At 73.2% G+C, this 23,877-nt stretch carries 19 protein-coding genes; 9 read left to right on the forward strand and 10 right to left on the reverse strand.

The features are described from left to right. Positions 1-15: 15 nt before the first annotated feature. Complete coding sequence (locus OG896_RS37290; protein WP_329372544.1) at positions 16-876, reverse strand: MmyB family transcriptional regulator; 861 nt, start codon at positions 874-876, stop codon at positions 16-18. A 467-nt stretch (positions 877-1,343) separates the two neighbouring features. Here OG896_RS37290 and OG896_RS37295 point away from each other — a divergent pair, with 467 nt between their 5' ends. From OG896_RS37295 to OG896_RS37310, 4 genes are all read left to right on the forward strand, one after another. Then, the gene (locus OG896_RS37295; RefSeq protein ID WP_329372546.1) at positions 1,344-1,901 is read left to right on the forward strand and encodes a hypothetical protein; all 558 of its coding nucleotides are present in this window, start codon (positions 1,344-1,346) and stop codon (positions 1,899-1,901) included. Positions 1,902-2,126: 225 nt separating this feature from the next. Then, the gene (locus OG896_RS37300; RefSeq protein WP_329372548.1) at positions 2,127-2,513 is read left to right on the forward strand and encodes a GntR family transcriptional regulator; all 387 of its coding nucleotides are present in this window, start codon (positions 2,127-2,129) and stop codon (positions 2,511-2,513) included. An 18-nt stretch (positions 2,514-2,531) separates the two neighbouring features. Continuing rightward, the gene (locus OG896_RS37305) at positions 2,532-3,434 is read left to right on the forward strand and encodes an ABC transporter ATP-binding protein (protein WP_329372550.1); all 903 of its coding nucleotides are present in this window, start codon (positions 2,532-2,534) and stop codon (positions 3,432-3,434) included. Next, positions 3,431-4,039, forward strand: coding sequence for an ABC-2 transporter permease (locus OG896_RS37310; protein WP_329372551.1), 609 nt, complete (start codon positions 3,431-3,433; stop codon positions 4,037-4,039). The genes OG896_RS37305 and OG896_RS37310 overlap by 4 nt, the downstream gene beginning before the upstream one ends. Positions 4,040-4,163: 124 nt before the next feature. On the opposite strand, the gene OG896_RS37315 is transcribed toward OG896_RS37310, so the two are convergent. Together OG896_RS37315 and OG896_RS37320 are read right to left on the reverse strand one after the other, a co-directional pair. After that, entirely contained in the window at positions 4,164-5,705 is a 1,542-nt protein-coding gene (locus tag OG896_RS37315; protein ID WP_443057209.1) for an eCIS core domain-containing protein, read from the reverse strand. A 270-nt stretch (positions 5,706-5,975) separates the two neighbouring features. After that, positions 5,976-6,644, reverse strand: a complete 669-nt coding sequence (locus OG896_RS37320; protein WP_329372553.1) for a TetR/AcrR family transcriptional regulator — start codon at positions 6,642-6,644, stop codon at positions 5,976-5,978. Positions 6,645-6,701: 57 nt separating this feature from the next. Here OG896_RS37320 and OG896_RS37325 point away from each other — a divergent pair, with 57 nt between their 5' ends. Together OG896_RS37325 and OG896_RS37330 are read left to right on the forward strand one after the other, a co-directional pair. Continuing rightward, positions 6,702-8,162, forward strand: coding sequence for an MFS transporter (locus tag OG896_RS37325; protein WP_329372556.1), 1,461 nt, complete (start codon positions 6,702-6,704; stop codon positions 8,160-8,162). Next, complete coding sequence (locus tag OG896_RS37330; RefSeq protein WP_329372558.1) at positions 8,159-8,632, forward strand: cupin; 474 nt, start codon at positions 8,159-8,161, stop codon at positions 8,630-8,632. Before OG896_RS37325 ends, OG896_RS37330 begins: the two co-directional genes overlap by 4 nt. Before the next feature lie 64 nt (positions 8,633-8,696). Here OG896_RS37330 and OG896_RS37335 read toward each other — a convergent pair whose 3' ends face one another. After that, positions 8,697-9,980 carry a lamin tail domain-containing protein gene (locus OG896_RS37335; protein ID WP_443057285.1) on the reverse strand — a complete coding sequence of 428 codons (1,284 nt, stop codon included), beginning with the start codon at positions 9,978-9,980 and terminating at the stop codon, positions 8,697-8,699. A 1,199-nt stretch (positions 9,981-11,179) separates the two neighbouring features. On the opposite strand from OG896_RS37335, the gene OG896_RS37340 reads away from it, so the two are divergent. Continuing rightward, a complete protein-coding gene (locus OG896_RS37340) occupies positions 11,180-11,935 on the forward strand; it encodes a GntR family transcriptional regulator (protein WP_366411179.1) in 756 nt (251 codons plus the stop codon). 369 nt (positions 11,936-12,304) lie between these two features. Beyond that, on the forward strand, positions 12,305-13,753 hold the full coding sequence (locus tag OG896_RS37345) for an MFS transporter (RefSeq protein ID WP_329372561.1): 1,449 nt from the start codon (positions 12,305-12,307) through the stop codon (positions 13,751-13,753). 19 nt (positions 13,754-13,772) lie between these two features. Here OG896_RS37345 and OG896_RS37350 read toward each other — a convergent pair whose 3' ends face one another. From OG896_RS37350 to OG896_RS37365, 5 genes are all read right to left on the reverse strand, one after another. Continuing rightward, positions 13,773-15,065 (reverse strand): cytochrome P450 family protein, encoded by a 1,293-nt coding sequence (locus OG896_RS37350; protein ID WP_329372563.1) that lies wholly within the window; start codon positions 15,063-15,065, stop codon positions 13,773-13,775. Next, on the reverse strand, positions 15,052-16,095 hold the full coding sequence (locus OG896_RS37355) for a cytochrome P450 (protein ID WP_329372565.1): 1,044 nt from the start codon (positions 16,093-16,095) through the stop codon (positions 15,052-15,054). The genes OG896_RS37350 and OG896_RS37355 overlap by 14 nt, the downstream gene beginning before the upstream one ends. A 71-nt stretch (positions 16,096-16,166) precedes the next feature. Further along, a complete protein-coding gene (locus tag OG896_RS40530) occupies positions 16,167-16,250 on the reverse strand; it encodes a tryptorubin family RiPP precursor (RefSeq protein ID WP_443057286.1) in 84 nt (27 codons plus the stop codon). 512 nt (positions 16,251-16,762) lie between these two features. Next, entirely contained in the window at positions 16,763-18,268 is a 1,506-nt protein-coding gene (gene arfA / locus OG896_RS37360; protein ID WP_329374533.1) for an arabinosylfuranosidase ArfA, read from the reverse strand. A gap of 235 nt (positions 18,269-18,503) precedes the next feature. Further along, complete coding sequence (locus OG896_RS37365) at positions 18,504-19,694, reverse strand: LacI family DNA-binding transcriptional regulator (RefSeq protein ID WP_329372567.1); 1,191 nt, start codon at positions 19,692-19,694, stop codon at positions 18,504-18,506. Positions 19,695-20,005: 311 nt separating this feature from the next. Between OG896_RS37365 and OG896_RS37370 the strand changes: the two genes are divergently transcribed. Beyond that, positions 20,006-21,862 (forward strand): arabinofuranosidase catalytic domain-containing protein, encoded by a 1,857-nt coding sequence (locus OG896_RS37370; RefSeq protein WP_329372569.1) that lies wholly within the window; start codon positions 20,006-20,008, stop codon positions 21,860-21,862. Positions 21,863-21,934: 72 nt separating this feature from the next. Here OG896_RS37370 and OG896_RS37375 read toward each other — a convergent pair whose 3' ends face one another. After that, the gene (locus tag OG896_RS37375) at positions 21,935-23,695 is read right to left on the reverse strand and encodes a hypothetical protein (protein WP_329372570.1); all 1,761 of its coding nucleotides are present in this window, start codon (positions 23,693-23,695) and stop codon (positions 21,935-21,937) included. Between the last annotated feature and the right edge of the window lie 182 nt (positions 23,696-23,877).

Raw genomic sequence — 23,877 nt, forward strand, 5'->3', positions numbered from 1 at the left:
TCTCCCGCCCCGCCGCTATCCGGCCTCGCGCGTCGCCGGCTCCGGCAGGTCCGGCAGTTCCGGCAGTTGCGGGGTGACGTCGGGGGCCGGGACCCCGACCACCAGCCGGAGGTCCGGCCTGCTGACGGGCACCAGCGCCGTGACGGTGATCTCGACGGCGCCGTCGGTGTACGGCCGCCACGGGGGCATGACCATGGGGCGGGTGGTCCCGTAGGCGCGCGGCTGGCTCTCCGCGGTGGCGCGCCAGATGCGGTCGACCACCGGGTCACCGGTCACCAGCCGGTCGACGAGCCCGTGCAGCGCCGCGTTGTCGGGGGACTGGATCAACTCCCGTCTCAGCTGGGCCAGCAGCAGCGGGGCCCATCGGGTCTCCCAGTCGGCGCACTGCGCGCGGCCGGGGCCCCGCAGCAGCGAGACCATGACGTTGGTGCCCGTGTCGGCCATCCACGGCCAGTTGCCCAGGGCGCGCCGGTTGGCGGCGAGCACCTCGTAGTCGGCGGAGCACCAGTAGGCGCCGTGCTCCTCGCGGTCGAGCACCGAGAGCAGGTCCGGCGGCACCCCGGCGTCACTGGGGGGCGTGCGCGGCGGGGGTTTGCGGCACCACAGGTACAGCAGCTCCGTCTCGTCCGCGGACAGGTGCAGTACCTGGGCGATGGCCTCGATCAGCGCGGCGCTCACACCGTGCGCGGTGCCGCGCTCGATCCGGCGGTAGTGGCGCTCGTCGGTGTGGACCAGGCGGGACATGAGGGCCACCGTCAACCGTTCCGGAAGCGGCTTCAGCCCGGCCGCCTCGGGCAGGTCCCGAGGGTGGATACGTGCCCGCCAGGTCGGCAGCAGGTCCGTGCCGAGCCGCGGACGCTGACCCGGGTCCGCCATCCGGCACCCCCTGACGTCGCTGGCCCGTGACACGCCTGTTCGCCACCATAGGTGACATTCCGTGCCGGTGCCTGGTGGCGGCCCGACCCGGGTCGGCGGCGGACCCGGGTCGGGCGCCGACCCGGGTCACGTTCGACCCTTCCGGCCGCCGCCCGCAGGGTCTCCCCTGGAAGCATGGACACCACGACGCATACCGGGCACAGCCGGCGGGACGCGGTCCCGTACGAGGCGCACGTCCCGGGCATCGGCGGCCCGCCGCCGGCCCGCCGGGCGTGCGACGGCATGCGGCGGCCCGGAGCCGGACCCGCCCGGCGGCCGGCACCCTTCGGCGGCGCCCCCCGGTCCCTCCGATCCGCCCGGTCCCTCCGATCCGCCCGGTCCGTCCCGTCGGCCCGGTCGGTCCCGTCAGCGGGGGAGTCCGTGCCCGCCCCGCCGCCCGGCCCGGCGCCGCGCGCGGAGGTCCTGAGGTGACCCTCCCGACCCCCTGCTGGCAGACACCCATCCGACCCGCCCCCACCCGCGACGCCGTCGTGCTCACCGATCCGGACACGACGCTGCCGATCGCCCCGACCCTGCGCGCGGCGGGCATGACCGTGGCCGCCGCCACGGTGCCCGCCCTCCGCGGCGACCCCTACCGGGAGGCGATGGCCGCGCTCGACCGCGCGCCGCTGATCATCTCCGCGTGGTCGCATCCCGCCGTGAACCGCGCCACCAGCGCGCTGGTCGCGGCCCACGTCGCCGAGCGGTCCGCCACTCCCGGGACCGGGCCGGTGTGGATACGCCTGTCCCGCAACCCCCTCACGCCGGCCCCGCCCTCCACCGTCCACATCCCGCTGGACCGGTGCGGCGCGCTGGCGCCCGAGGCCCACGACGCGCTCCTGGACCTCGCTGCGAGCGACCTCGCCCGGCAGGTGCCCGGCGCGGCGCTCGCCGCCAAGCACCTCCTCACCGCCTTCGCCCGCACCCGCCGCGGCACCCTCACCCCGCCCCTGGCGATCCCCCCAGCGGCGGAGCCCCTGTTCTGAGGCGGGCGGAGCCGCGGTGTGCTGGCCGACCCGGCCGAGCGCGCCCGCTGATCGGCTCGGCCGCGGCCGAGCCGCGTTCGGGGTCGCGGGCAGTGGCTCCTTCGGACGCCGGACGGCAGTGTCGTGCGGGAGACCTCGCAGCCCCGTCCGTCCGCGCCCTTGTGTGACTACCGTCATGACTGTATATAGTTCACATGTACAGCTGAGGGCGAACGGAGGTCCGTCGTGCGGGTGGTGTTGTCCAACAGTGCCGGTGTGCCGCTCTACCAGCAGATCAAGGAGCAGATCGGCGCGGCCGTCCTCTCGGGGGAACTCCCCGCGGACAGCCCGCTGCCGTCCGTCCGCGCGCTCGCGCGCGACCTGCGGATCAGCATCATCACCACCAATCGCGCCTACACCGAGCTGGCCGCCGAGGGGTTCATCGCCACGGTCCCCGGCAAGGGCGCCTACGTGCTGCCGCTGGACTCGGCGCTGGTGCGTGAGCAACTGCTGCGCCAGGTGGAGGAGGGGCTGCAGACCGCCCTGGACGCCGCCGGGCGGGCCGGCCTCGACCGCGAGGATCTCATTGAGATCCTGGACGAGTTGACGCGGGCCGACCACCAGCACACCTGAGGCCAGGAGGGCCGTCCAGTGCACAGCGAACTCGCTTTCGCCCTGCGGGGCGTGGGCACCGAGGTGGGCAACGGTTTCAGGTTGCACGATGTGAGCTTCGAGCTTCCGACCGGCTACGTCATGGGGCTCATCGGCGCGAACGGCGCCGGGAAGACGACCACGATCCGCTGCCTGCTCGGCATGCGCGGGATCGACACCGGCGAGATCGAGTTGCTCGGCCACCGGGTGCCCGGGCCCGTGGCGTTGCGCGAGGACATCGGGGTGGTCCTCGACCGCGGCTACCTCGTCGGGGACTGGCGGCTGGCCGAGGTCGAGCGGACACTGCGTCCCTTCTACGCCCGTTGGGACGGCACGCGTTACCGGGAGTTGCTGGCGGAGTTCGGCCTGGATCTGCGGGCGAAGGTCAAGGACCTGTCCCGCGGCATGGCGATGAAGCTCATGATCGCCGTGGCGCTCTCGCACCGGGCTCGGCTGCTCGTCCTCGACGAGCCGACCAGCGGCCTGGACCCGGTCGCCCGTGCCGAACTCGTGCGCGTCATCGGGGACTTCCTGCTCGATGACGGGCACAGCGTGCTGTTCTCCACGCACATCACCGCCGATCTGGACCGGATCGGCGACTACGTGACGCTGGTCCATGACGGCCGCGTGGTCCGGACCGGCCCCAAGGACGAGATCCTTGACGCGTACCGGGTGGTGCGAGGCGGTCCGGACGATCTGAGCGGGCTCATCGGCGTCGAACTGATCGGCGTCAGGCGGACGTCGAGCGGCGCGGAGGCCCTCGTACGCACGGAGGAGGCGGATCTTCTCGGCAGGGGCGTCCTTGTCGAAGCGCCCACCCTCGAGGAGATCGCCATCCATGTCGGATCGCCGGCGCCGCGACCGGTGGTGCCGCTGACCGGCCGGCGTGGAGCGGTCGCATGACCGCGGTCGCCCGCATGGCGGTGCTGCACATGCGGACCGTCGCGCCGTACCGGACCCAGGGTCTGCTGGTGTTCGGCCTGTTGGCGGTGATCCTCGCCCGCAACCCCGATCATGTCGTCCCGGCGCTCGCGGTGCTGCTGGCCCCGTATGTCGCCGTCCACCCGTTCGTGGTCGCCGACAAGGAGGGCCTGGCGACGCTGCACGCGATCCTGCCCGTGCCGCGGCGCACGGTCGTGCTCGGGAACTACGCCTGGGCGCTGGTGAGTTACCTCGGCACCGTCGCCGCGGGCACGGTCCTGGCCGTGGTCCTCGCGCGGGCCGAGGGCATCCCGCTCGACGGCCGCCGGCTGGTCACGATGCTGGCGCTGTCCTGGGCGCTGTTCGCCGTCAACATCGCGATCCAGCTCCCCCTGCTGTTCCGATTCGGGTACGCCCGGATCAGCGTGCTGGGAACGACCATGCCGCTGGCCCTGGTCATGGTGGTCGTCGTCCGGCTCCACCTGTCCCTCGCCGCCATCCAGAGCTGGCTTCCGCTCGTCTGGGTGGCCGGCCCGGTGGTCCTCGCGGCGTCCGCGAGCCTGGCGGTTCGCCTGACCGGGCCGTAGGAGTACCCGCCCGGGAAGCTCCTCGGAAAGGCCACCGGAAGGCTCGGCGGTGGCCCACGTCGTCTCCCTCGTAAGCGCGTTGGCCGTCCGGGGCGAGGCAGGGGCCTTGCGGCGGCGGACTCCGTCAGGTCGTCGTCGCCTTCGGGTTGACGTTCTGGGCGAGGAGTTCGTTCATCTCCTTGTGCGCCATCGACGCCTTGCTGTTGCTCTCGTCGTGGAACCGCAGCAGGTAGTGGTACATCACGGCCACGCACTTGTCGCGGCTCTTGTACTCCGCGTTGTCGGTGAGCTCCAGGCGCTCGGAGATCTCCTTGATCTTCCCGTCGGGCGTGGTGTAGAGCGGGTGCCACATGAGGGTCACGGCGGGGTTGAGCCGCTGGATCATGCGCAGTTGGGGGATCTCCTGCGCGATCAGGACGCTGTCGGGGTTGTACGCCCGCAGGAACACGTGCACCGGGCCCGTCGCGCGCTCGACGAACGCGGTGGACAGGACGTTCCACAAAGGCGCCTGGAGCTTCCAGTCGGCGTGCAGCTCCAACTGGTCCACGACCTTGCCGAGCCGGGTGAACTCCAGCGAGGTGTGGCCCTTGCCGTGGGCGTAGACGCTCACGTCGAAGCCGCCCGACCAGAGCGCCAACGTCGGGGTGGTGATCCGCAGATGCTCGCCGACGAGGTTGACGAGCTCGCGGAACCAGGTGTTCGAGGCCCGGATCTTGCGCCGCTCCGCGGAGTCGATCGACGGGTCCGAGGACTTCTGGTTCAGGACCGCCTGCTCGGCGATCCCGCCCAGCAGCAGTTGCCAGGCGCTCTCGATCACGTCCGCCGGGAACCCGCCGGACTTCATCATCTTCTGGAACACGGCCCACTCGGGGTGGTCCTGCGCCTTGGCCGCGTAGTGCTCCTTCGGAGCGTCCGCCGACGGCTTGCGGCGCTGCACGGCGTGCGCGGGCCCCGCGCCGGCCGCCGTATCGGTCACGGTGCCGTCCACCGCGTCGGCCACCGCCCGCTGGGCGGTCCGCCCGGTGGCGGGGGCACTCCCGGACATGACCCGCCGGGCGTTCTCCTCCGCGGCGACCTCGAACCGGTCGGACGGGTCGGAGATCTTCATCCCGTTGCCGTTGTCCGTGCCCGCGACGGGGCCCCGCCGCTGCTGGAGGACGTGGGTCAGCTCGTGGGCGAGCGTGTGGCGGTCGCCGCCGCCCTCGCCGATCACGATGTGGCTGCCGGAGGTGTAGGCGCGGGCGCCGATCTCCTGCGCCGACTTCTTCGCGGCGGCGTCGTTGTGGATGCGCACGTCGCTGAAGTCGGCGCCGCCGAACCGCGCCTGCATGTCGTGCAGTTCCGGCTCGGGCAGCGGCCGGCCGGGACGGCTCAGCACGTCGTGCGCGGCCATCCGGCGCTGCACCGGGCCCTCTTCCGGCGCGCCCTGCTGATGGCCGCAGGACGACCCGTGGACGTGGCGCCGCGTCTCCAGCAGGTGGGCGACCGTGGCGTTGCCGACCGAACGCTGCAACGCGATGACCGACGCCGGTGAGTGCCCGCCCGGCGCCTGCCCGGCGGAAGCGGCCGCAGGGCCGAGCCCCTCGGTACGCGGCGGTGCGGCGGGCTTGCGCGGCACCGTTCCCGGCCGCTGCGCAGCGCTCACATCCTGCTTCCGCTCCTGCACGTACTCACTCCTTCGGTGCTGCGCGCCGCGAGCCGGTCGTCCGTCCCGCGGGTTGCTCGTCGAGCCGGCCCCGGGGCCAGCCGGCTCCTGGGTCGGCCGGTTCCCCGTCGCGCCTGCTCCCTGTCTAGACGGGATCGACAGCGCGCGGCAAGAAGCGGAAGGGCACGCCCGTACGTTCGCGCGGGTACCGTCCGTGCCCCCGCCGGGCAGGTGGTGCGCGCCGCCCGCGCCCTCGGCGTCGCCGGCCGGGGCAGCGCGGGCCCCGAGGAGTCAACGCGGCGTCAGAAGACCGTCCACCAGGGCCCGGAGCCCGTCCCGGTAGGTGTCCTCGGCGGTCAGCGGCGCCCAGCGGTCCGCGACCTTCGCCAGGCGGGGCAGCTCGCCCGGGTCCAGAGCGGCGAAGACCTGCTCCCGGTAGGTGGGACGGTCGTCGTCGGTGCGCCGCCGGGCCGCCGACGTCCGGACCACGATCTCGCCGGCGGTGTAGTACCAGATCGCGCGGTACCCGTGCACGGCCCGCTCGGGGGAGAGGCCGCATACGACCAGGCCGTCGACGATCTGCTCGACGAACCACAGGGCGGCGGTGGACATCAGGTCGTCGGCGGTCAGCACCTCCACGATCCAGGGGCAGGCGGCGAGCGCCTCGTGGATCGTGGAGGCGGCGACGACGATCCGCTCGCGGGGCTCGGCGGGCAGTTCGGGGCGGCGCAGCGTCCGCTCGGTGTAGTCGTCCAGCAGCAGGACGAGCAGCTCCTCCTTGTTGCGGACGTGGTGGTAGAGAGCCATCGGCGTGCTGCCGATCTCCGTGGCCAGCCGCCGCATGGTCAGCCGGTCCACGCCTTCCTCGGCGACGATCCGGCGGGCCGCTTCGATGACCTCCTCGCGGGAGATACGGGGAGGTCGGCCAGGGGCTCTGCGCGGTGCGGACGGCTGCGGCATGACCCCATCATCCCCCGGGCATCGACAGCGGCGCCCCCGGGAGGCTAGTTTCCTTACATGTACAAAAACTCACGGGGGCGGCCCGGAGTGGTGCTGGCGGCCGCGGCCGTCGCCCAGTTCGCCATCGCCCTGGACATGTCGGTGGTCAACGTCGCCCTGCCCGCGATCCGCACCGCCCTGGGATTCACGCCGCTCGGACTGTCGTGGGTCGTGCAGGCCTACGCGCTCGCGCTCGGCGGATTCCTGCTGCTCGGCGGCCGCGCCGGCGACCTCTACGGCCGGCGCCGGATGTTCGTGCTCGGCCTGGCCGTCTTCGGGGTGTGCTCGCTGGCGGGCGGGCTGGCCCAGGCGCCCTGGCAGCTGATCGCCGCCCGCGCCGGGCAGGGCCTGGGCGCCGCCGCGGCCGCCCCGGCCGCGCTGGCGCTGCTCACGACCACCTTCACCGAGGGCCCGGGGCGCGTGCGCGCGCTCGGCGTGTGGAGCGGGGTGAACGCCGCCGGGGGAGCACTGGGTGTGCTGGCGGGCGGGCTGCTGACCGAGTACGCCGGCTGGCGCTGGGTGATGCTCATCAACCTGCCCATCGTGGCGATCGCGCTCGCCCTGGTGCGCACCGGTGTGCCCGCCGAGGAACGCCCCGCCCGGCGCGAGCGGTTGGACGTGCTCGGCGCCGTCCTGGCCACCGGCGGAGTCGGGCTGCTGGTGTTCGCGGACCTGCGCACCGACGTCGAAGGGTGGAGCTCGCCGGTCACGTTGACCATGCTCGCCGCCGCGGCCGTGCTGCTGGTCGCCTTCGGGTACGCCGAATCCCGTTCCCCCGCACCGCTGTTGCGCCTCGGCCTGCTGCGCGGCCGCTGGGTGGCGGGTGCCAACGCGCTGGTGTTCCTGGCCGCGGCAGGGCAGTTCGCGGCGTTCTACTTCGTGTCCCTGTACATGCAGCAGGTGCTGGGCATGGGCCCCGCGGCGACCGGCGCCGCGTTCCTGCCCTTCTCCGCGGGCCTGATCGCGGGCACCCTCGTCGCGACCCGCGTCACCGCGGCACGCACCCCCCGGGCGTGCCTGGTACCCGGAGCCCTGCTCGCCGCCGCCGGCCTGGCGTGGTTCGCGTGCATCAGCCCCGACGGCGGATTTCTCACCGACGTACTCGGCCCGTCCCTGATGACCAGCGTCGGCACCGGACTCGTGCTGGCCCCGGTCGCCACCGCCGCGACCAACGGCGTCGCCGCCCGCGAGGCCGGCATGGCCTCCGGCCTGTTCAACAGCTCCCGCCAACTCGGCGGCTGCATCGGCCTGGCCGCGCTGGCCACCGTGGCCGCGCATCGCACCGGCGCGGCCACCGGCCCCGCGGCGCTCAACGACGGGTACGCCCTGAGCCTGACCGTCGCCGCCGCGCTCTTCGCGCTCGCGGCCGTCGTGGCGTTCGTCGCGCTGCCGCGCGGCGGAGCAGGAGCCGGAACGGGAACCGCCCGACCGCGACCCACCGCTCCAGCAGAGAACCGACTGGAAGGAACACCCTCATGACGACGAACCCCGCCTCGTCCCCCTCGTCCCCCTCGTCCCCCTCGTCCTCCTCCGCCGACACCACCGACGCCTCCGACGCCATCGACGCCATCGACCTGTTCGCCTTGGCACTGACCTTCCACCCCGACGGCGACGTCCGGGCCGGCGAACGGCGGATGGACGGCAGCGACTCCGATGCCTGGCAGATCGCGACCTTCCACGTGGAGACCGACGCCGACGTCCACGCCGACCACTGGGAGATGCACCCGTCGGCCGAGGAGGGGGTGTGCTGCCTGACCGGCGGCGCCCGCATCCACTTCCGCGCCACCGGGCCCGGCGGCGCCGAGGACATGGTGCGGTTGCCGGCGGGTACCGCCGTGATCGTCCCGCGCGGGCGCTGGCACCGGCTGGAACTGGACGCCCCCAGCGACCTGATGTCGATCACCCGCCGCCACGGCACCCGCCTGGAGAAGCGCACCGACACCCCCTGACCGCGGTGCGGCCCGGCAGCACCCCGCTGCCGGGCCACCCCGCCGGAGGAACCGGGCGGCGCGGTCAGCAGGTGACGCTGCCCTTGCGGATCGCGTGGTCGTCGTCGTCGGAGTCGTCGGCCCAGTACACGGGCTTGGAGCCGCTCACGCACTCGTCGGCACCGGCCAGGGAGAAGCCCTCGTTGTTGTAGTCGGGCATGCCGGTGGGGCGGTTGTAGACGGCGCTGAGGGCGAAGGTGCCCGAAGAGCCGATCGTGAAGGTGCGGTGCTGGCCGTCGCAGGTGTCGTCGCAGACGACCCACAGGCGCGACGCCTGCGGCTCCCACTGCAGTTCCATCACGCCGTCCATGCCGCTGCTGAAGGAGGCGACACGGGTGAACGCGCCGGAGTCCTGGAGGACGTAGCCGTAGACCGTGCCGGAGCCCTCGACGCCCACGAAGAACACGCCGCCGGTGTGGGAGCCGTAGTTCGCGGGGTCGTAGGCGGCGCCGGTCGAGGAGTCCTGGAAGCCGGCGCCGGTCAGGTAGCTGTCGGGGACCCAGGTGATGCCCTCGAAGCCGAGGTTCGCGCCGGTGGAGGGCAGGTCCGCGGTGAGGTTCCACTCGTCGGTGGCCGTCAGCGAGCTGCCCGTACCGGAGACGTCGTAGCGCAGCACCGACAGCCGGCTGGTGCCGGAGTGGTCGCCGTCGCGTTCACTCGCCAGGTAGACCCCGCCCGCCGCACCGGAACCGGTCAGGGTGACGCCCTCGTCGTCGGGGGTGCCCGAACCGCCCGGGTAGTGGACCTTCTTGCCGGAGGTCCAGCCGCCGGACGTGTCGGGCTGCCAGCCGCCGGAGCCGTCCGGGAGCAGACGCCACAGCTTGCCGCTGTTCTGCGCCCCCCACATCACACCGCCCTCCTGGTAGAGGCCGCTGAGGTCCTCGCCGAAGACGCCCGAGCCGTCGGCAGTGGTGACCGAGCTGCTGCCGGGCCAGGCCACGGGCGTGCCCGGGTCGCCGGGGGGAGTGGTGGGCGGGGTGGTCGGCGGGGTCGTCGGCGGGGTGGTGGTGCCGCCGGTGCCGGGAGCGAGGGCGACGCCCCGGAAGGCCTCTTTGGCGGGAGCCGTGGCCGAAGTGGTCACGGAGCCGTTCATGGCGGCGGCCGGGCCGCTGGTGTCGGTCACCGTGGAGAGCGTGCCGCCGGTGCCCGAGGAGCCGCTGCCGGTGGCGTACAGCACGGCCTGCCCGCCGCTGACCGAGCCGGTCAGGCCGGTGACGCCGGAGACGCTCTTGCTGCCCTCCGCCTTCCAAGTGCCGCCGACCAGGCTGAACTTGTTGATCTTCCCGGCGCTGGAGTCCGCTGCGTACAGGGTGTCGGGGCCGGCGCCGCCGGAGAGGTCGAGCAGCGCGTAGCCGTAGGGGTCGCCGCTGCTCTCGGGGCTGCCGGGCAGGTTGGTCAGCGTCTGCCCGGAGGTGGTCGGGGTGCCGCTGCCCACGGTGGAGATCCCGGTGCCGTTCTTGTCGGAGGAGGCGTAGAGCCGGCCGTCGGCGATCTGCACCGCGCGGACGTTCTTCGACGTGAGCTGGGTGAAGCTGCCGGAGCCGAGGGTGGTGTAGCCGATGCCGCCGGCGGCACCGGAGACCCAGATGTCGGTGCCGTCGGTGCTGGCCGCGCCCCGGACGTTGTTGTCGGCGGCGAACTCGTCGAGCATCGTGCTGGTGTCCACGGTGCCGTCGGCGCCGACGCGGGCGATCGTCACGTCGTCGGTGGTGGCGACGGCGCTGGTGCCGACCGCCTTGTGGTAACCGGGAGCCAGCAGGTAGCGGCCGTCGGCGGAGAGCGTGAGCTGTCCCTCCGACGAGGCGGTGCCCGAGGCGGTCAGCTCGTGCGTGCTGCCGCTGTCGGCGGTGGGCAGCGCGACGGAACGCACCAGCGCCCCGGCGGGGGTGTACTCGTCGAGGAACACCGGGGCGGCCTTGTCGCTCAGGGAGCTGCCGCCGTCACCGACGCGGTAGACCACGACGTCGCCGGTGCCGAACGCGGTGGTGGCGGCGCCGGTGATCGTCGCATGGGCGACGACCGGGGCGGCGACGGCGCCGAGCGTCATCAGGCCGGCGACGACGCTGCCGATCACGGTCCTGCGGCCGGCGCGAACCGACACGCGGCGCACGGGTGGGGGGACTTTGCCGTTCACAGGCGGACTGCCTTTCGACGGTGGACCGACGCCAGGTCCAAAGGACCCGCGCAGCAGGGGAGTTGACCGGTCGCAGTGCAAACGGCGCAACTGTGCCGCCGGAGGATGGCGCCGCGGTGAACCGCTGACGTCGCCCGGCCGTCCCCACGCCGTACACATCGGGTGCCGAAGGGACTCGGGGGTCGCCGGGTGGCGGAGCTCGGGGGCGGCTCGCCGATTGCGCTGGTGAGAGCATATTCGCAGGTCAAAATGGGTGGCGTAACATCGGCGTCATCAGCGGACCCTAGATTGGGACCAGTGCGGGAGCGTTTCCCGCCCGGGGATTCCGGGACCCGACCGGGCCCGCGCGCAGCGACAGAGAGGCGGTGCCCTTGATGCCCCCCGTGTCCAGGACCGGCTCCCCTCCGGGCACTCCGGCTCGCGCCGACCGAGCCCGGCAGGTCGCCGACGTGCTGCGGCAGCAGGCCGCCGCGGGCCTGTTCCGCACCGGATTCCTGCCCGAAGAGCGGCTTCTGGTGGCGGACTTCGGGGTCTCGCGCAACACCGTCCGCGAGGCGTTGCGCATCCTGGCCGACGAGGGACTGGTCCGACGCCGGCGCGGGGTCGGCACCGTGCTGGTGGGCCGCAAGGTCGAGCATCCGCTGGGCCGGATGACCGGGCTCGCCGAGACCCTGCACCAACTGGGCACGGTGGACAACCACTTGCGTGCCGCGGGCAGCGTGCTGCCGCCCGCCGCCGTCGCCCGCCGACTCGGCACACCCCGGGGACAGCCGGTCGTACGGCTGGAGCGGCTGCGCCACCTCGACGGCGTTCCGCTTTCGCTGGACCTGACGTATCTGCCGGCCGACATCGGGACGCCGTTGCTGGAACTCGACCTGGCCGGACGGGACGTGTTCGCGCTCATCGAGGAGACCGCGGGCGTGCGGCTGAGCACCGCGACGCTGACGGTGCAGGCAGTGAACGCCGACCCTCGCACCGCCGAGGTCCTGGACACAGCGCCGGGTGCGGCGCTGTTCGCGGTGGAGCGCCTGAGCACGCTGGCGGGCGGCCGCCCGGTGGATCTGGAGTTCCTGTCCATCCGCGGTGACCGGCTCGTGCTGCGTGCCGACCTGGCCCGTCACACCGGCTGACCCCTTCATCACCCTCCCCTCTCCCGCCACTCCCGCCCCTACCCTTCCGGCCGCCGCCGCAGGCCCGTTCCCTCGACCCGGTCCCCGCCGGGGCGCGACGCGCGAAGAGCCGTCGCGCCCAACGGCCATGCCGCCATGCCGTCTTCCTGCCCCGCTTCCCCGCCGCCCCGCCGCTGTGCCGCGCCGCACCGCCGCGCCGCCTCGCTGCGATGCCGCCAAGGTGCCGTGCCCGGGCCCGACCGCCGGAGGTTCCCCGTGCCCGGTCCCCGACCCGTTCCGCCACCCGTCGCCCGCCCGCCGTCCCCGCGCCGGCCCCGACCGCGCCGGCGCCGCCGTCCGGACGCCCTGACCGCGGCCATGGGACTGTGCGTGACCCTCGTGGTGGGAATGGTCTCCGCGGTCAACCTCGCCATCCCCTCGCTGTCCCGCAGCGCCCTGCAGCCGTCGGCGGCCGCCGTGCTGTGGGTGGTCGACGGCTATGTCGCCGTCTTCGCCTGCCTCCTCGTGCCGGCCGGGGCGCTGGCCGACCGGCTCGGCCGCAAGGGCGTCCTGCTGGCCGGAACGGCGGTCTTCGCGGCGGGCTGCCTGCTCGCGGGAACCGCCACGGACGTGGGTGTGCTGATCGCGGGGCGGATGGTCAGCGGGGTGGGGGCGGCGGCCGTCCTGCCCACCACGCTGGCGCTCATGGTGGCCGGCACGCCGCCCGCGGGCCGCGCCGGTCGGATCGCCGTCTGGGCGGCCATGACCGGACTCGCCGCCGTCCTGGGCAACGTCGGCGGCGGCGCCGCCATCCAGGCCGGCTCCTGGCGCGCGCTGTTCCTGGCCGCCGTCCCGCTGTCCCTGGTCGCCCTGGCGCTGGCCGCCGCTGCCGCCCCGAAGACGCCCCGGTACGCCCGCCCGGTCGCCCCGCTCGGCGTCCTGCTGCTGACCTGCTCCTTCTTCGTCCTGCTGTTCGCCCTCGTCTCCGGCCCGCAACAGGGCTGGACCAGCCGGACGGTCCTCGGATCGTTCGCCGCGGCGGCCGCCGCGCTGACCTGGTGGGTCCGGCGCGAACTGCGCAGCGCGCACCCGTTGCTCGATCCCCGGCTGCTGGCATCGCCCCCGGTACGGGCCGGCGCGCTCGGCATGACGGTCGTCTTCACCGGCATGTTCGGCCTGTTCTACCTCAACGGCCAGTACCTCCAGTACGCGAAGGGCTACTCCCCCCTCGGCTCCGGAATCCGGCTGCTGCCCATGGCCGTCGCCCTGCTGCTGGCCCCGCGGTGCGCGGTCGGCCTGCGCCGACGCCTCGGCGAGCGGCGCGTCGTGGGGCTGGGCCTGCTCCTGCTGGCCACGGGCCTCGGCACCGTCTCCCTGGTCGGCGCGCGGACCCCGTATCCCTTCTACGCCCTCGGCGCCGTACTCACCGCCGCGGGCTGCGGGCTGGCCACGCCGGTCCTCTCGCACGCCATGATGTCCGCGCTGCCTCCCGAACAGGCGGGCACCGGATCGGCGTTGCAGAGCCTGACGCGCGAACTGGGCAGCGCGTTGGGGGTCGCCCTCAACGGCACCGTGATCGCCGACCGGTTCGCCGCGAACCTGCCGCGCGCCCTGCGTGGACCGCACGCCCCGAGCACCGTCGCCCAGGCACAGCGCTTCTCCGTCGACCCCTCCCTCCGGCACGCGGTCCTCCAGGACTTCACCGGCGCGCTCGACACCGGCATGCGGGTCCTCTCCGCGATCGTCCTGACCGCCGGAGCCCTCGTGCTCCACTGGTTCTCCCGCCCCGGCCCGGTGGCGGAGCGGGCCGGCTCGGAGCGGACGAGGCAGAAGCGGTGACGCGGGAGCGGCGGGGACGTCAGCGCAGCCGGACCGGGAGGGAGAGCAGCCCCCGGTGGCGGGGGTTGTCCTGCCAGGCGGGGGCGCGGTCGGGGTCCGCCAGGCGGAGCGCGGGAAAGCGCCGCAGCACCTGGCCGAAGGCGATCTCGGCCTGGAGCCGGGCCAGCGGTGCGCCCAGGCAGCGGTGGATGCCGTGGCCGAACGCCAGGTGCCCGGCGGCGTCACGGGTGACGTCGAACCGGTCGGGGTCCGGGAAGACCTCAGGGTCGCGGTTGGCGGCCAGCAGCGCGATCTGCACGAACTCCCCGGCCGGGATCGTGGTGCCCTCGATCTCCACCGGCTGCGTGGCGTAGCGCAGGCTCGCGATGCTGAACGGGCTCTCGTGGCGCAGGACCTCCTCGGTCAGGCCGGGCAGCAGCGACGGGTCGGCGCGGACGGCGGCGAGCTGATCGGGGTGGGCGAGCAGGGCGTGCAGGCCGTTGGCGATGAGGTTGGCGGTGGTCTGGTGGCCCGCGATCACCAGCAGGAACGCCATCGAGGTGACCTCTTCCTCGGTGAGGCGGTCACCGCCGTCGCGGGCGGCGACGAGGGCGGACAGCAGGTCGTCGCCCGGGTGCGCCCGCTTCTGCTCGATCAGGGCGCGCAGCCGGTCCAGCATCGCCTCGGCCGTCGGGACGGACACCTCGCCGTCGCCCTCGTCCCCGGTCACCGTGTGGCCACGGACCTGGAGGACCCTGGGATCACCCGGGTCCGCGCCGAGCAGGTCGAAGATCACCGCCAGCGGCAGCGGGAGCGCGAACCGGCCGATCAGGTCGACCTCGTCGCTCCCGTCCAGGGCGTCGAGCAGCGCGGTGGCCCGGGCCTCGATCCGGGGGCGCAGCATCGCCACCCGCCGTTGCGTGAACGCCTGTTGGACCAGCCGGCGCAGCCGGGTGTGGCGCGGCGGGTCGGAGTTGAGCAGGTGGGTGGTGAGCGCACCGCCCGGGCCGCCCGTGGGCAGCCCCTCGTGCCGGGCGAACGCCTCGGTCGCGCCGTCCTTGCTCAGCCGCGGGTCCACCAGGGCCGCCCGGCAGGCCGCGTGCCCGGTGACGACCCAGCCGGCCAGCGGCACCGGACCGGAGAAGCGGACCTGGCGGACCTCGCGCGTCTCACGCCAGCGCCGGTACGACTCGTGCGGGTGGCGGGCGAAGGACCCGTCCACGGTCTCGGCCCCGCCGGGCGGCCCGGGCGGCTCGTCCGCCTCCGACGGCGGCTCGGGTATCCCGCGCGGTACGGACCCGTCGGCCTCCTCGCTCCCCTCAGGCAGCCGCACCGCGCACCGCCGTCACCTTGACGTCCTCCACGCCGAGCAGCCCGACCAGGGGCACCTTGGCGGAGGTCTGCCCGGGGTCCACCGCCAGGCCGGAGCCGCGGAGGAGGTCCAGGAGCAGCTCGGCCAGGGGCATCACCATGTGCCGGCCCCAGCAGCGCTCGGAGGAGTGGCCGAAGGGCAGGTAGCCGGGGGCGGTGTCGGGATCGAGGGTCTCCCAGCGCTCCGGCCGGAACGTGTCCGGGTCCTCCCACAGCTTCGGGTCCCGGTGCGAGAGGAGCGGCAGCAGCAGGACGTCGTCGCCCGCGCCGATGCGCTCGTCGATCCCGGGGTACTCGGGAGAGGCGTTGCGCAGGATGTTCCAGGACGGCGGCAGCAGCCGCATGGCCTCGTACAGGATGTGCCGGTTCGGCGTCTCGGGGTCGAACGGCGAGCCGAGCCACAGCGCGTTCGCGACGAGGGTGGAGACCGTGAAGCACACCGGGGCCGCCGCTCGCCGGTACATGCCCATCGCGTAGCGGCGATCCTGGTACCCCTTCGCGTCGGCGGTCAGGCCCGCGATCGCGGTCAGCGGGGCTCCCCGCCGCCCGACCCGCCCCGGGAGCGCGGCGCCCGCCGCGATGACGGTCCAGGTGAGCTTCGGCGTCAGTTCGAGGTTGCGGCTCATCAGGACCCGCAGGCGGTACGGGTCCTGGCCGAGGATCAGGTCCCGCAGGAACAGATGTCCTCGCAGCGGCCAGACCCCCGACAGATCGACGTCCTCGGGGCGGGGGCGGGGCCGCTTCAGGGCCTCGCGCACATCGGCGCCGATGGTACGGATCACCGAACCGGCCTCGCCGCGCGGGATCGAGCGCCCGTGCAGCGGCTTGAACGTGGGCCGCTCCACCTCGGTGGCCCGGCGGGCGGCGAGAATCCGGTCGGCCACGTCGTGTCCGGCGATCCCGATGGTGTCGGGTTCGAGCCGGAAGACGTCCTGGCCGAGGTGGTCCCGGAACAGGGCGGCGAGTCGTGGGTGGAACACCGTGGCGCGCATGCGGGTCTCCAGGAAGGCCGAGCGGGGCAGGCGGCATCGTCCCCGCCTCGCGGCGGGGACGACCTGGCGGCCTAGTACCAGAAGTACCAGGCGCTGGCCTTCAGGCTCTTCTGCGCGGACACCTTGTTACGAATGGCGAAGAGAAGCTTCATCATTGCACCCCCTTTCCGGGTGGAGATGTCACGCACTTCCTCTCGTGAAGGTCGTGCGTGGTTCGCCCGACGAAAGTACACGAGAAAGAGGGGTGAATGGTAGGGGCATCTTCCGGCCCGGGCGAATCACCCCTTCCGGCCCCCGGCCACACCGGCCGATGGCCCGAACACATCGTCTATCAGGACCGGTTGGGGATGCCGGCCGCCAGGCGGGCCCGCGCTCCGCGGATCGCGTAAAGCGCCTGTTCGGAGCCGGTGATTTCATTTCGGTGACGAGCGGAGGTGTAAGGGAATTTTCAGCGGGGTAGAACCAGAATTTCACCCCGTCACTTTCTCCCCGGCCGAAGAACGCCTTCCCCGGACGTCGTTCACTTCGCGTTCGCCGCGGATACGGATATGTCGGAGCGGCCGGATTTCCGCGTGTCGCGGCGCCGGGGAGCGCCTCGGGGGAGCACTTCGGGGGAGCGCCGCCGAGCGCCCGGGGCGGGGGCTCGTGGCCCGGCCCGCCCGCGGGATCACCCGGTCACCGGGGCCGTCCGGACCATCGTCCAGGACACGGGCGGGAGTTCCACGGACAGCCCCTTCGGGTCGGTCGAGTGCCGGGTGCTGGAGCGCGGCTCCACCCCGCGCGGCGCCGCCTTGGAGTTGGTCGCCAGCAGGTCCCGGCCGCCCAGCACCACGTGTTCCACGACGGCGTGCTCCTCGCCGGCCATCGCCAACCGCAAGGTGGCGGCCTGGCTCTCGTCCCGGTTCACGGCGAAGACCGTCGTCTCGCCGGTCTCGGCGTCCCGGGTGGCGGTCACGTCGACCGCCGCCACGTCGCCGAGGGTCTCGGAGTGCAGCACCGGCGAGTTCGGCTCCACGCGCAGCACCTCGCCACGCGCGTGCCGGGCGGTGAGGGCGAAGGGGTGGAAGATGGTCTGCCGCCAGGCGCCGCTGTCGGGTTCGGTGCGGATCGGCGCGATGACGTTGACGAGTTGCGCGAGGCAGGCGATGGTCACCCGGTCGCTGTGCCGGAGCAGGCTCATCAGCAGGTTGCCCAGGACGACGGCGTCCTCGACGGTGTACTCGTCCTCGATCAGCCGGGGTGCCCGCGCCCAGTCGAGATGGTCCTGGCCGGCGAACCGGCTCTCGTGCCAGAGGTTCCACTCGTCGAAGGAGAGCTTCAGCCTGCGCCGGGAGCGCTTCTTGGCCGCGATGTGGTCGCAGGTGGCGACGACGCCGTCGATGAAGTCGTCCATCACCTGCGCGGAGGCCAGGAAGCCGACCCGGTCCTCGCCGTGCTGCTCGAAGTAGGCGTGCAGCGAGATGGAGTCGACGACGTCGAACGCCTCGTCCAGGACGTCGGCCTCCCAGGACCCGAAGGTCGGCATCCGCTCGTTGGAGCTGCCGCAGGCGACGAGTTCGATGGACGGGTCGATCCGCCGCATGGCCTTGCCGGTCTCGGCGGCCAGCCGGCCGTACTCGGTGCCGGTCTTCCGGCCGATCTGCCAGGGGCCGTCCATCTCGTTGCCCAGGCACCAGGTCCTGATGCGGTGCGGGTCGCGCACGCCGTGCGCGACGCGCAGGTCGGAGTAGCGGGTGCCGGCCGGGAAGTTGGCGTATTCGAGCAGGTTGCAGGCGTCCTCGACGCCGCGGGTGCCGAGGTTGACGGCCATGATCGGCTCGACGCCGGCCTGCCTCGCCCACGACATGAACTCGTTGAGCCCGAAGGTGTTGGGCTCCAGCGAGCGCCAGGCCAGGTCGAGGGCGACCGGGCGGTCCTCGCGGGGGCCGACGCCGTCCTCCCAGCGGTAGCCGGAGACGAAGTTGCCGCCGGGGTAGCGGACGGCGCTCACGCCGAGTTCGCGGGTGAGCTCGATGACGTCGGCCCGCAGGCCCTCGGCATCGGCTTCGGGGTGGCCGGGCTCGTACACGCCGCCGTAGACGCAGCGGCCCATGTGTTCGACGAACGACCCGAACAGCCGCGGGGGCACCGGCGCGATGACGAAGGCGGGGTCGAGGGTGGCAGTGCAGGTCAGCACACCGGTCTCCGGTTTCTCTGCGAACGGTCTGAAGGCGAGCGGGGGGAGTCGGGCGCCCTGGGATGCGGGCGCCTCGGGATGCGGGCGCCTGGGCGTCGGGGACCCGGGCGTCGGGGACCTGGGATTCGGGCACTTGGGATCGGGCGCCAGTGACCGGGCGCCCGGGATCGGGCACTTGGGCGGGAGTCGCTTGATGCCCGTGGCCGCCACGCCCTGAGCCGGTGCCGCCCGCTCAGCCGGGATGGCTTCCGCAGGACTCGCGGATCACGAGTTCGAACGGCAGCACCGTGTGGACCGGGTCGGGCGCCGTCCCGTCCACGAGGTCGAAGAGGATCGCCGCGGCCTTGCGGCCCAGCGACTCGGCCGGGACGCGCACGGTGGTGATCCCGGGTGTGGTGAGCCGGGAGACGCCGAAGTCGTCGTATCCGGCCAGGGCGATGTCCTCGGGGATGCGCAGCCCGCGGGAGCGGATCTCCAGCATCGCGCCGTAGGCCATCTCGTCGTTGGCGGCGAAGATCGCCTGGACGTCGGACATGCTGTCCAGCACCTGCCGCGCGGCGAGCGTCCCCGACTCCTCGCTGAAGTCGCCCACGGCGAGGGTGTGGGTGCACGGCCGCCGCGACGCGGCGAGCGTGGCGCGGAAGCCCTCGTAGCGGTCCACCGCGGTCTGGTGGTCGAGCGGGCCGCTGATGTAGCCGATCCGGGTCAGCCCGTGGTCCTCCACCAGGTGGTGGGCGACCGCCGCGGCGCCCGCGGTCTCGTCGATGCCGACGCTCGCCGCGTGCGGCAGGTGCACGAACCGCCCGATCAGCACCACCGGCAACGCGGCGTCCACCATGCGGTTGACGTTGGGGTCGCCGATCGAGGCCGAGGCGACGATCGCGCCCGACGCCGCCTGCGAGCGCAGCACCCGCTCGTAGGCCGCGACGCCGTGGGACTCGTCGGGGTTGGTCGACACCATCAGGGCGGCGTCGTGGGCGTTGGCCTCGGCGGTGACCCCCACCAGCAGATGCATGAAGTAGGGGTGGCCGAAGACATGCCGGCCGGTCTGGGGCACGACGACCGCGATCGAGGTCGAACGGCCCGCGCGCAGCGCCCGCCCCGCGGAGTTCGGGACGTAGCCGAGCTTCGCCGCGGCGGCCCTGACGGCCTCCTTGGTCGCCGCGCTGATCCGCGGATGGTCCGCGAGCGCCATGGACGCGGCGCTCTGCGAGATCCCGACGGCCGTCGCGACGTCCTTGAGCGTGACGGTGCCGCGCCTGCCGGCCGGCGCCGCGCGTCTGCGGCTCCGGCCGCCGCCGTCACCACCACCGGCCGGCGGGTCGGCGTCGCCCCTCTCCTCCGGGCCGCCCCGCCCCGGCGGGACGACCTCGCCGTCCTCGCGTCGGTCACCGCGGCTGCGGTCGCGTTCGGCCGCCGTCATCCCGCCACCCCTGAGGGGTCAATGCGGTTGAAGCGCGTCATGCGGTGCTCCCAGGGGTGTGCTTCAACGATTCAGCACCCCGGACGCTAAGTGGCCGTGAACACCGCGTCAAGAGTCGTCCGCGAGATCATCGGGTAACAGGGGCGCCTGGCCCAGGGGTTGACGGGCTCGACGCGCCACCTCTAGCTTCGACTGCGCTGAATCGTATGAGCATCGCGCACGGGGTATCCGCACCAGGTGACGCGCGGCGCCTCCCACCGGGCGCCCGCGCACCGCCATCCGCGACATCACCCGACGGAGAAAGGTCGACGATGACCGCTCACGCTCACCGACCACATCTGCGGCACGCGCTGAGACGCCTGCGCGGCGTCCTTCTCTCGATGGGCGCGACCATGGTCCTGGCCCTCGGCCTGCTGGTCGGCGTCACCGGTCCCGCGCACGCCGCCACGGACCAGCCCTGCGACATCTACGGCAACGCCGGAACCCCCTGCGTCGGCGCCTTCAGCACCGTCCGCGCGCTCTACGGCTCCTACAGCGGCAACCTCTACCAGGTCACCCGGGTGCATGACGGCGCGACGCTCGACATCGGCCTGCTCGCCCCCGGCGGCATCGCCGACGCCGGACCGCAGAACGTCTTCTGCGCCGCCGGCCCGTGCGTCATCTCCAAGATCTACGACCAGTCGCCGCGGCACAACGACCTGACCATCGCGGGCGCCGGCACCGCGGGCGCCGCCGACTCCGGTGCGATGGCGGACGCGTTGCACGTCACCGTGGGCGGCCACTCGGTGTACGGCGTCTACGTGCCGCCGGGCGTCGGGTACCGCCACGCCGTCGGGTCGGGGGTCGCCACCGGCGGCCAGCCCGAGGGCATGTACATGGTGGCCAGCGGCACCCACACCATCCACGACTGCTGCTTCGACTTCGGCAATGTCGAGGCGGCCGAGGACGACACCGGCGCCGGCCACATGGACGCGCTCAACATCTCCCCGGCGAGGGCCTGCGACCCGTGCCGGGGCAACGGGCCCTGGGTGCAGGCCGACCTGGAGAACGGCATCTACCAGGCCGACACCAACGCCCACAGCGTCAACGGCGGCAACTCCAGCCCGTTCGTCACGGCCGTGCTGAAGAACAACGGCCAGACGAGCTTCGCGCTCAAGGGCGGCGACTCCCGGTCGGGCGCCCTCACCACCTGGTGGAACGGCGCCCTGCCACCCGGCTACGCGCCCATGCAGCAGGAGGGCTCCATCGTCATGGGCACCGGCGGCGACAACAGCAACCGCGCCGGCGGCTCCTTCTTCGAAGGCGTGATGACCTCCGGCTACCCGTCGGACGCCGCGGACGACGCCGTGCAGGCGAACATCGTCTCGGCCGGCTACGCGGGCGACACCGCCGGGGTGGCACCGGCCACGATCGCCGGACCCGGCGGCACCTGCGTGGACGTCACCGGCGATGACGTCGCGGGTCGGTCCGCGGCCGTCCAGCTCTGGGGCTGCCAGAGCGCCGCCGCCGACCAGCACTGGACCCACGACGCCGACGGCTCGCTGCGCACGCTCGGCCGCTGCCTGGACATCGTCGGCAACAGCACCGCCCAGAACGCCCAGGTCCAGCTCTACGACTGCAACGGGGTCGGCGGGCAGAAGTGGGTGCAGCGCGCCGACGGCTCGCTCTTCAACCCGCAGTCCGGCCGCTGCCTGGACTCCCCGAACGACGCCACCGCCAACGGCACCCGCCTGCAGATCCACGACTGCAACGGCACCGACGCCCAGCGGTTCACGGTCAACGGCGGAGCGCCGGTCAACGCCCCCGGCGGAAAGTGCGTGGACATCGACGGCGACGACAACGGCGGCAACCTCAGCGCCGCGCAACTGTGGGACTGCCAGCCCTACGCGCTGGACCAGCACTGGGTGCACGCCGCCGACGGCTCGCTGCGCACCCTCGGCCGCTGCCTGGACATCGACGGCAATGGCACCGCCCAGGACACCCAGGTGGAGCTCTACGACTGCGACGGCGTCGGCGGCCAGGTCTGGCAGCAGCAGTCCGACGGCTCTCTGCTCAACCCGCAGTCCGGCCGCTGCCTGGACGACCCGAACGGTGCCGGCGCCAACGGCACCCGCCTGCAGATCCACGACTGCAACGGCACCGCCGCCCAGAAGTTCGCGCTGAACTGACCCGCTCCGGCCGACCCCGGTGGTGCGGAGGCGACAGGCCCTCCGCACCACCGGTTCGGCGCCCCCGGCGCGTCAGCCGTTGCCGGTGAGACCGCGCAGATCGGCGCGGTCGCGGGTGTTGAAGTTCTCCACCGACGCCTTCGCGGTCGCGGGGTCCTTGAGCCACTCGTTGTAGGCGCGCCGCTGTCCCGCGGTGGCGTTCGCGACGAGGTGGCCGTCGCCGGTGAGGAACGGCTTGCCGTGGCTGTACTCGTTCGCGTACTTCCCGGGGTCGCCGACGTGGGGGTTGTCCACGTAGGCGTGGTGGGCGGCGTCCTGCCAGTCGCCCTGCCAGGTGGTGCTCGTCGGCGGCGAGCCGATGTCCGCGTGCTTGCCCGTGGTCGTGATCAGTTTGATGAATTCGTCCTCGCCCTTGCTCAGCGCCGCCTTGCCGATCGTGGCGGCCGCCTGGCCGGGGTCCAGCGCGACGTCGACTCCGGTGTGCACGGCGAAGGCGAAGGCGTCGGACAGGTGATCCGCCCACGCCTTCTTCTTCGCCGTCTCGTCGGCGGACAGCTGTTTGCTGACCGCCCGGGCTTCGTAGTCGAAGACGCCGTCGATGGTGCCGGCGCCGTTCTCGTGAATCGGGTTGTCCGGGTCGTTGTCGGCCATCTCCTGCGCCTGCTTCCGGCCGAACGCGAGCACCCGTCCGGCGCAGGTGCCGTCCTGCATGGCCTGGTCGATGAAGGCCGCCCACGCGGCACCGTCGGCGTCGACGTGCCCCGGGCCCTGGACCGGCGCCGGGTCGGTCAGGCTCGCCTGGAGGTCCGGCCAGTACGCCTCGATGATGTCGGCGTAGACCGCGCAGTACTCCGATGACGGGTGGGCGTCGGGGTGACGGGCGTAGTAGGTGACGAACGCTGTGGTGTTGGCCGCGGAGGTCTTCGGGTCCACGCCGGGCGCGGGCAGCGTGCCGGCGCGCAGCACCGCGGCGAACGCCTTGGACTCCGCCGGGTTGATGGTGGCGTTGCCCTGGCCGCTCGGCCCGATGAGTCCGGGCAGTTCCTTGGCGTGGTCGTGCACGAACGCGGTGGCCGCGACGGGGTCGGCGGCGAGCGCGGGCCACACGTACCTGCCCAGTTGCCCGGAGTTGTCGCTCAGCGCGTCGTCGCCGAGGCTGACCAGCACCGCGGGCGGGAAGTTCGCGAAGCGGAGCAGCGGCGCCAGCTCGGACGGAATCGCGCCGAGTTCGTTCTTCAGCGACGCGCCACTGCGCAGGGCGGTGGCCAGGAAGTCGGCCATCAGGGCCTGCCCGGCGTCGGGGTTGCCCTCTTCGTAGAGGTGGTCCTCGGTGACGAGTTTCATGGCGGCCTTCGTGCCGAGCACGCCCAACGCGGCTTTGCAGTAGTCCGGGTCAGTGTCGTGCGCCTGCACGAGTTCGAGGTACCGCGCGGCGCTGATCTTCCCGTCCTTGTACGCCTTGGCGTCCTTCCTCGCCGCGTTCACCGCCGCGGCCTGCGTGCCGAAGCCGTCGAGGTCGGCGCCGGCGGCGGTCGCCGCCAGCCCCTTCCCGCCGCCCAGCTCCTTCGCCTGCCTGGCGGCATCCGCGGCCAGGCTGTGCCGGCGCCGCAGCATCGGCAACTGGCCCCGGGCCCAGGACAGATGGCGGTTGATCGCGGTCAGCCGTGACGTGTCGAGGCTCATGCCCCGCGCCGTCGTCATCCACTTGTCCACCAGCGGCTGCGCGCTGCTGTGGCCGCCGGTGGCCGTACGGCGGTCGATCGAGTTGATCAGGTCCCACAGCCGCGCGGGGTCGAGCCCGCTGAAGTCCCCGTCCGGATCTTGGTGGCCCATGGCCGTGCCCCCGTGTGCTCGTCGTCCGCCGCCGCGCGTTTCCCGCGGTCGTGCGCTCCGGTGTGTGCACGAGGATGGGCGCCCGCGTTCACGGGCGAACAGGGATTTTCCGCACAGGGAAAAGGGCACGTGGTTCGCGCGGGCCGGAGCGGGCCGGCCGGGCGCCGGCGTCAGCGTGGGCG

The organism is Streptomyces sp. NBC_00669 (assembly GCF_036226785.1).
GTDB lineage: Bacteria > Actinomycetota > Actinomycetes > Streptomycetales > Streptomycetaceae > Actinacidiphila.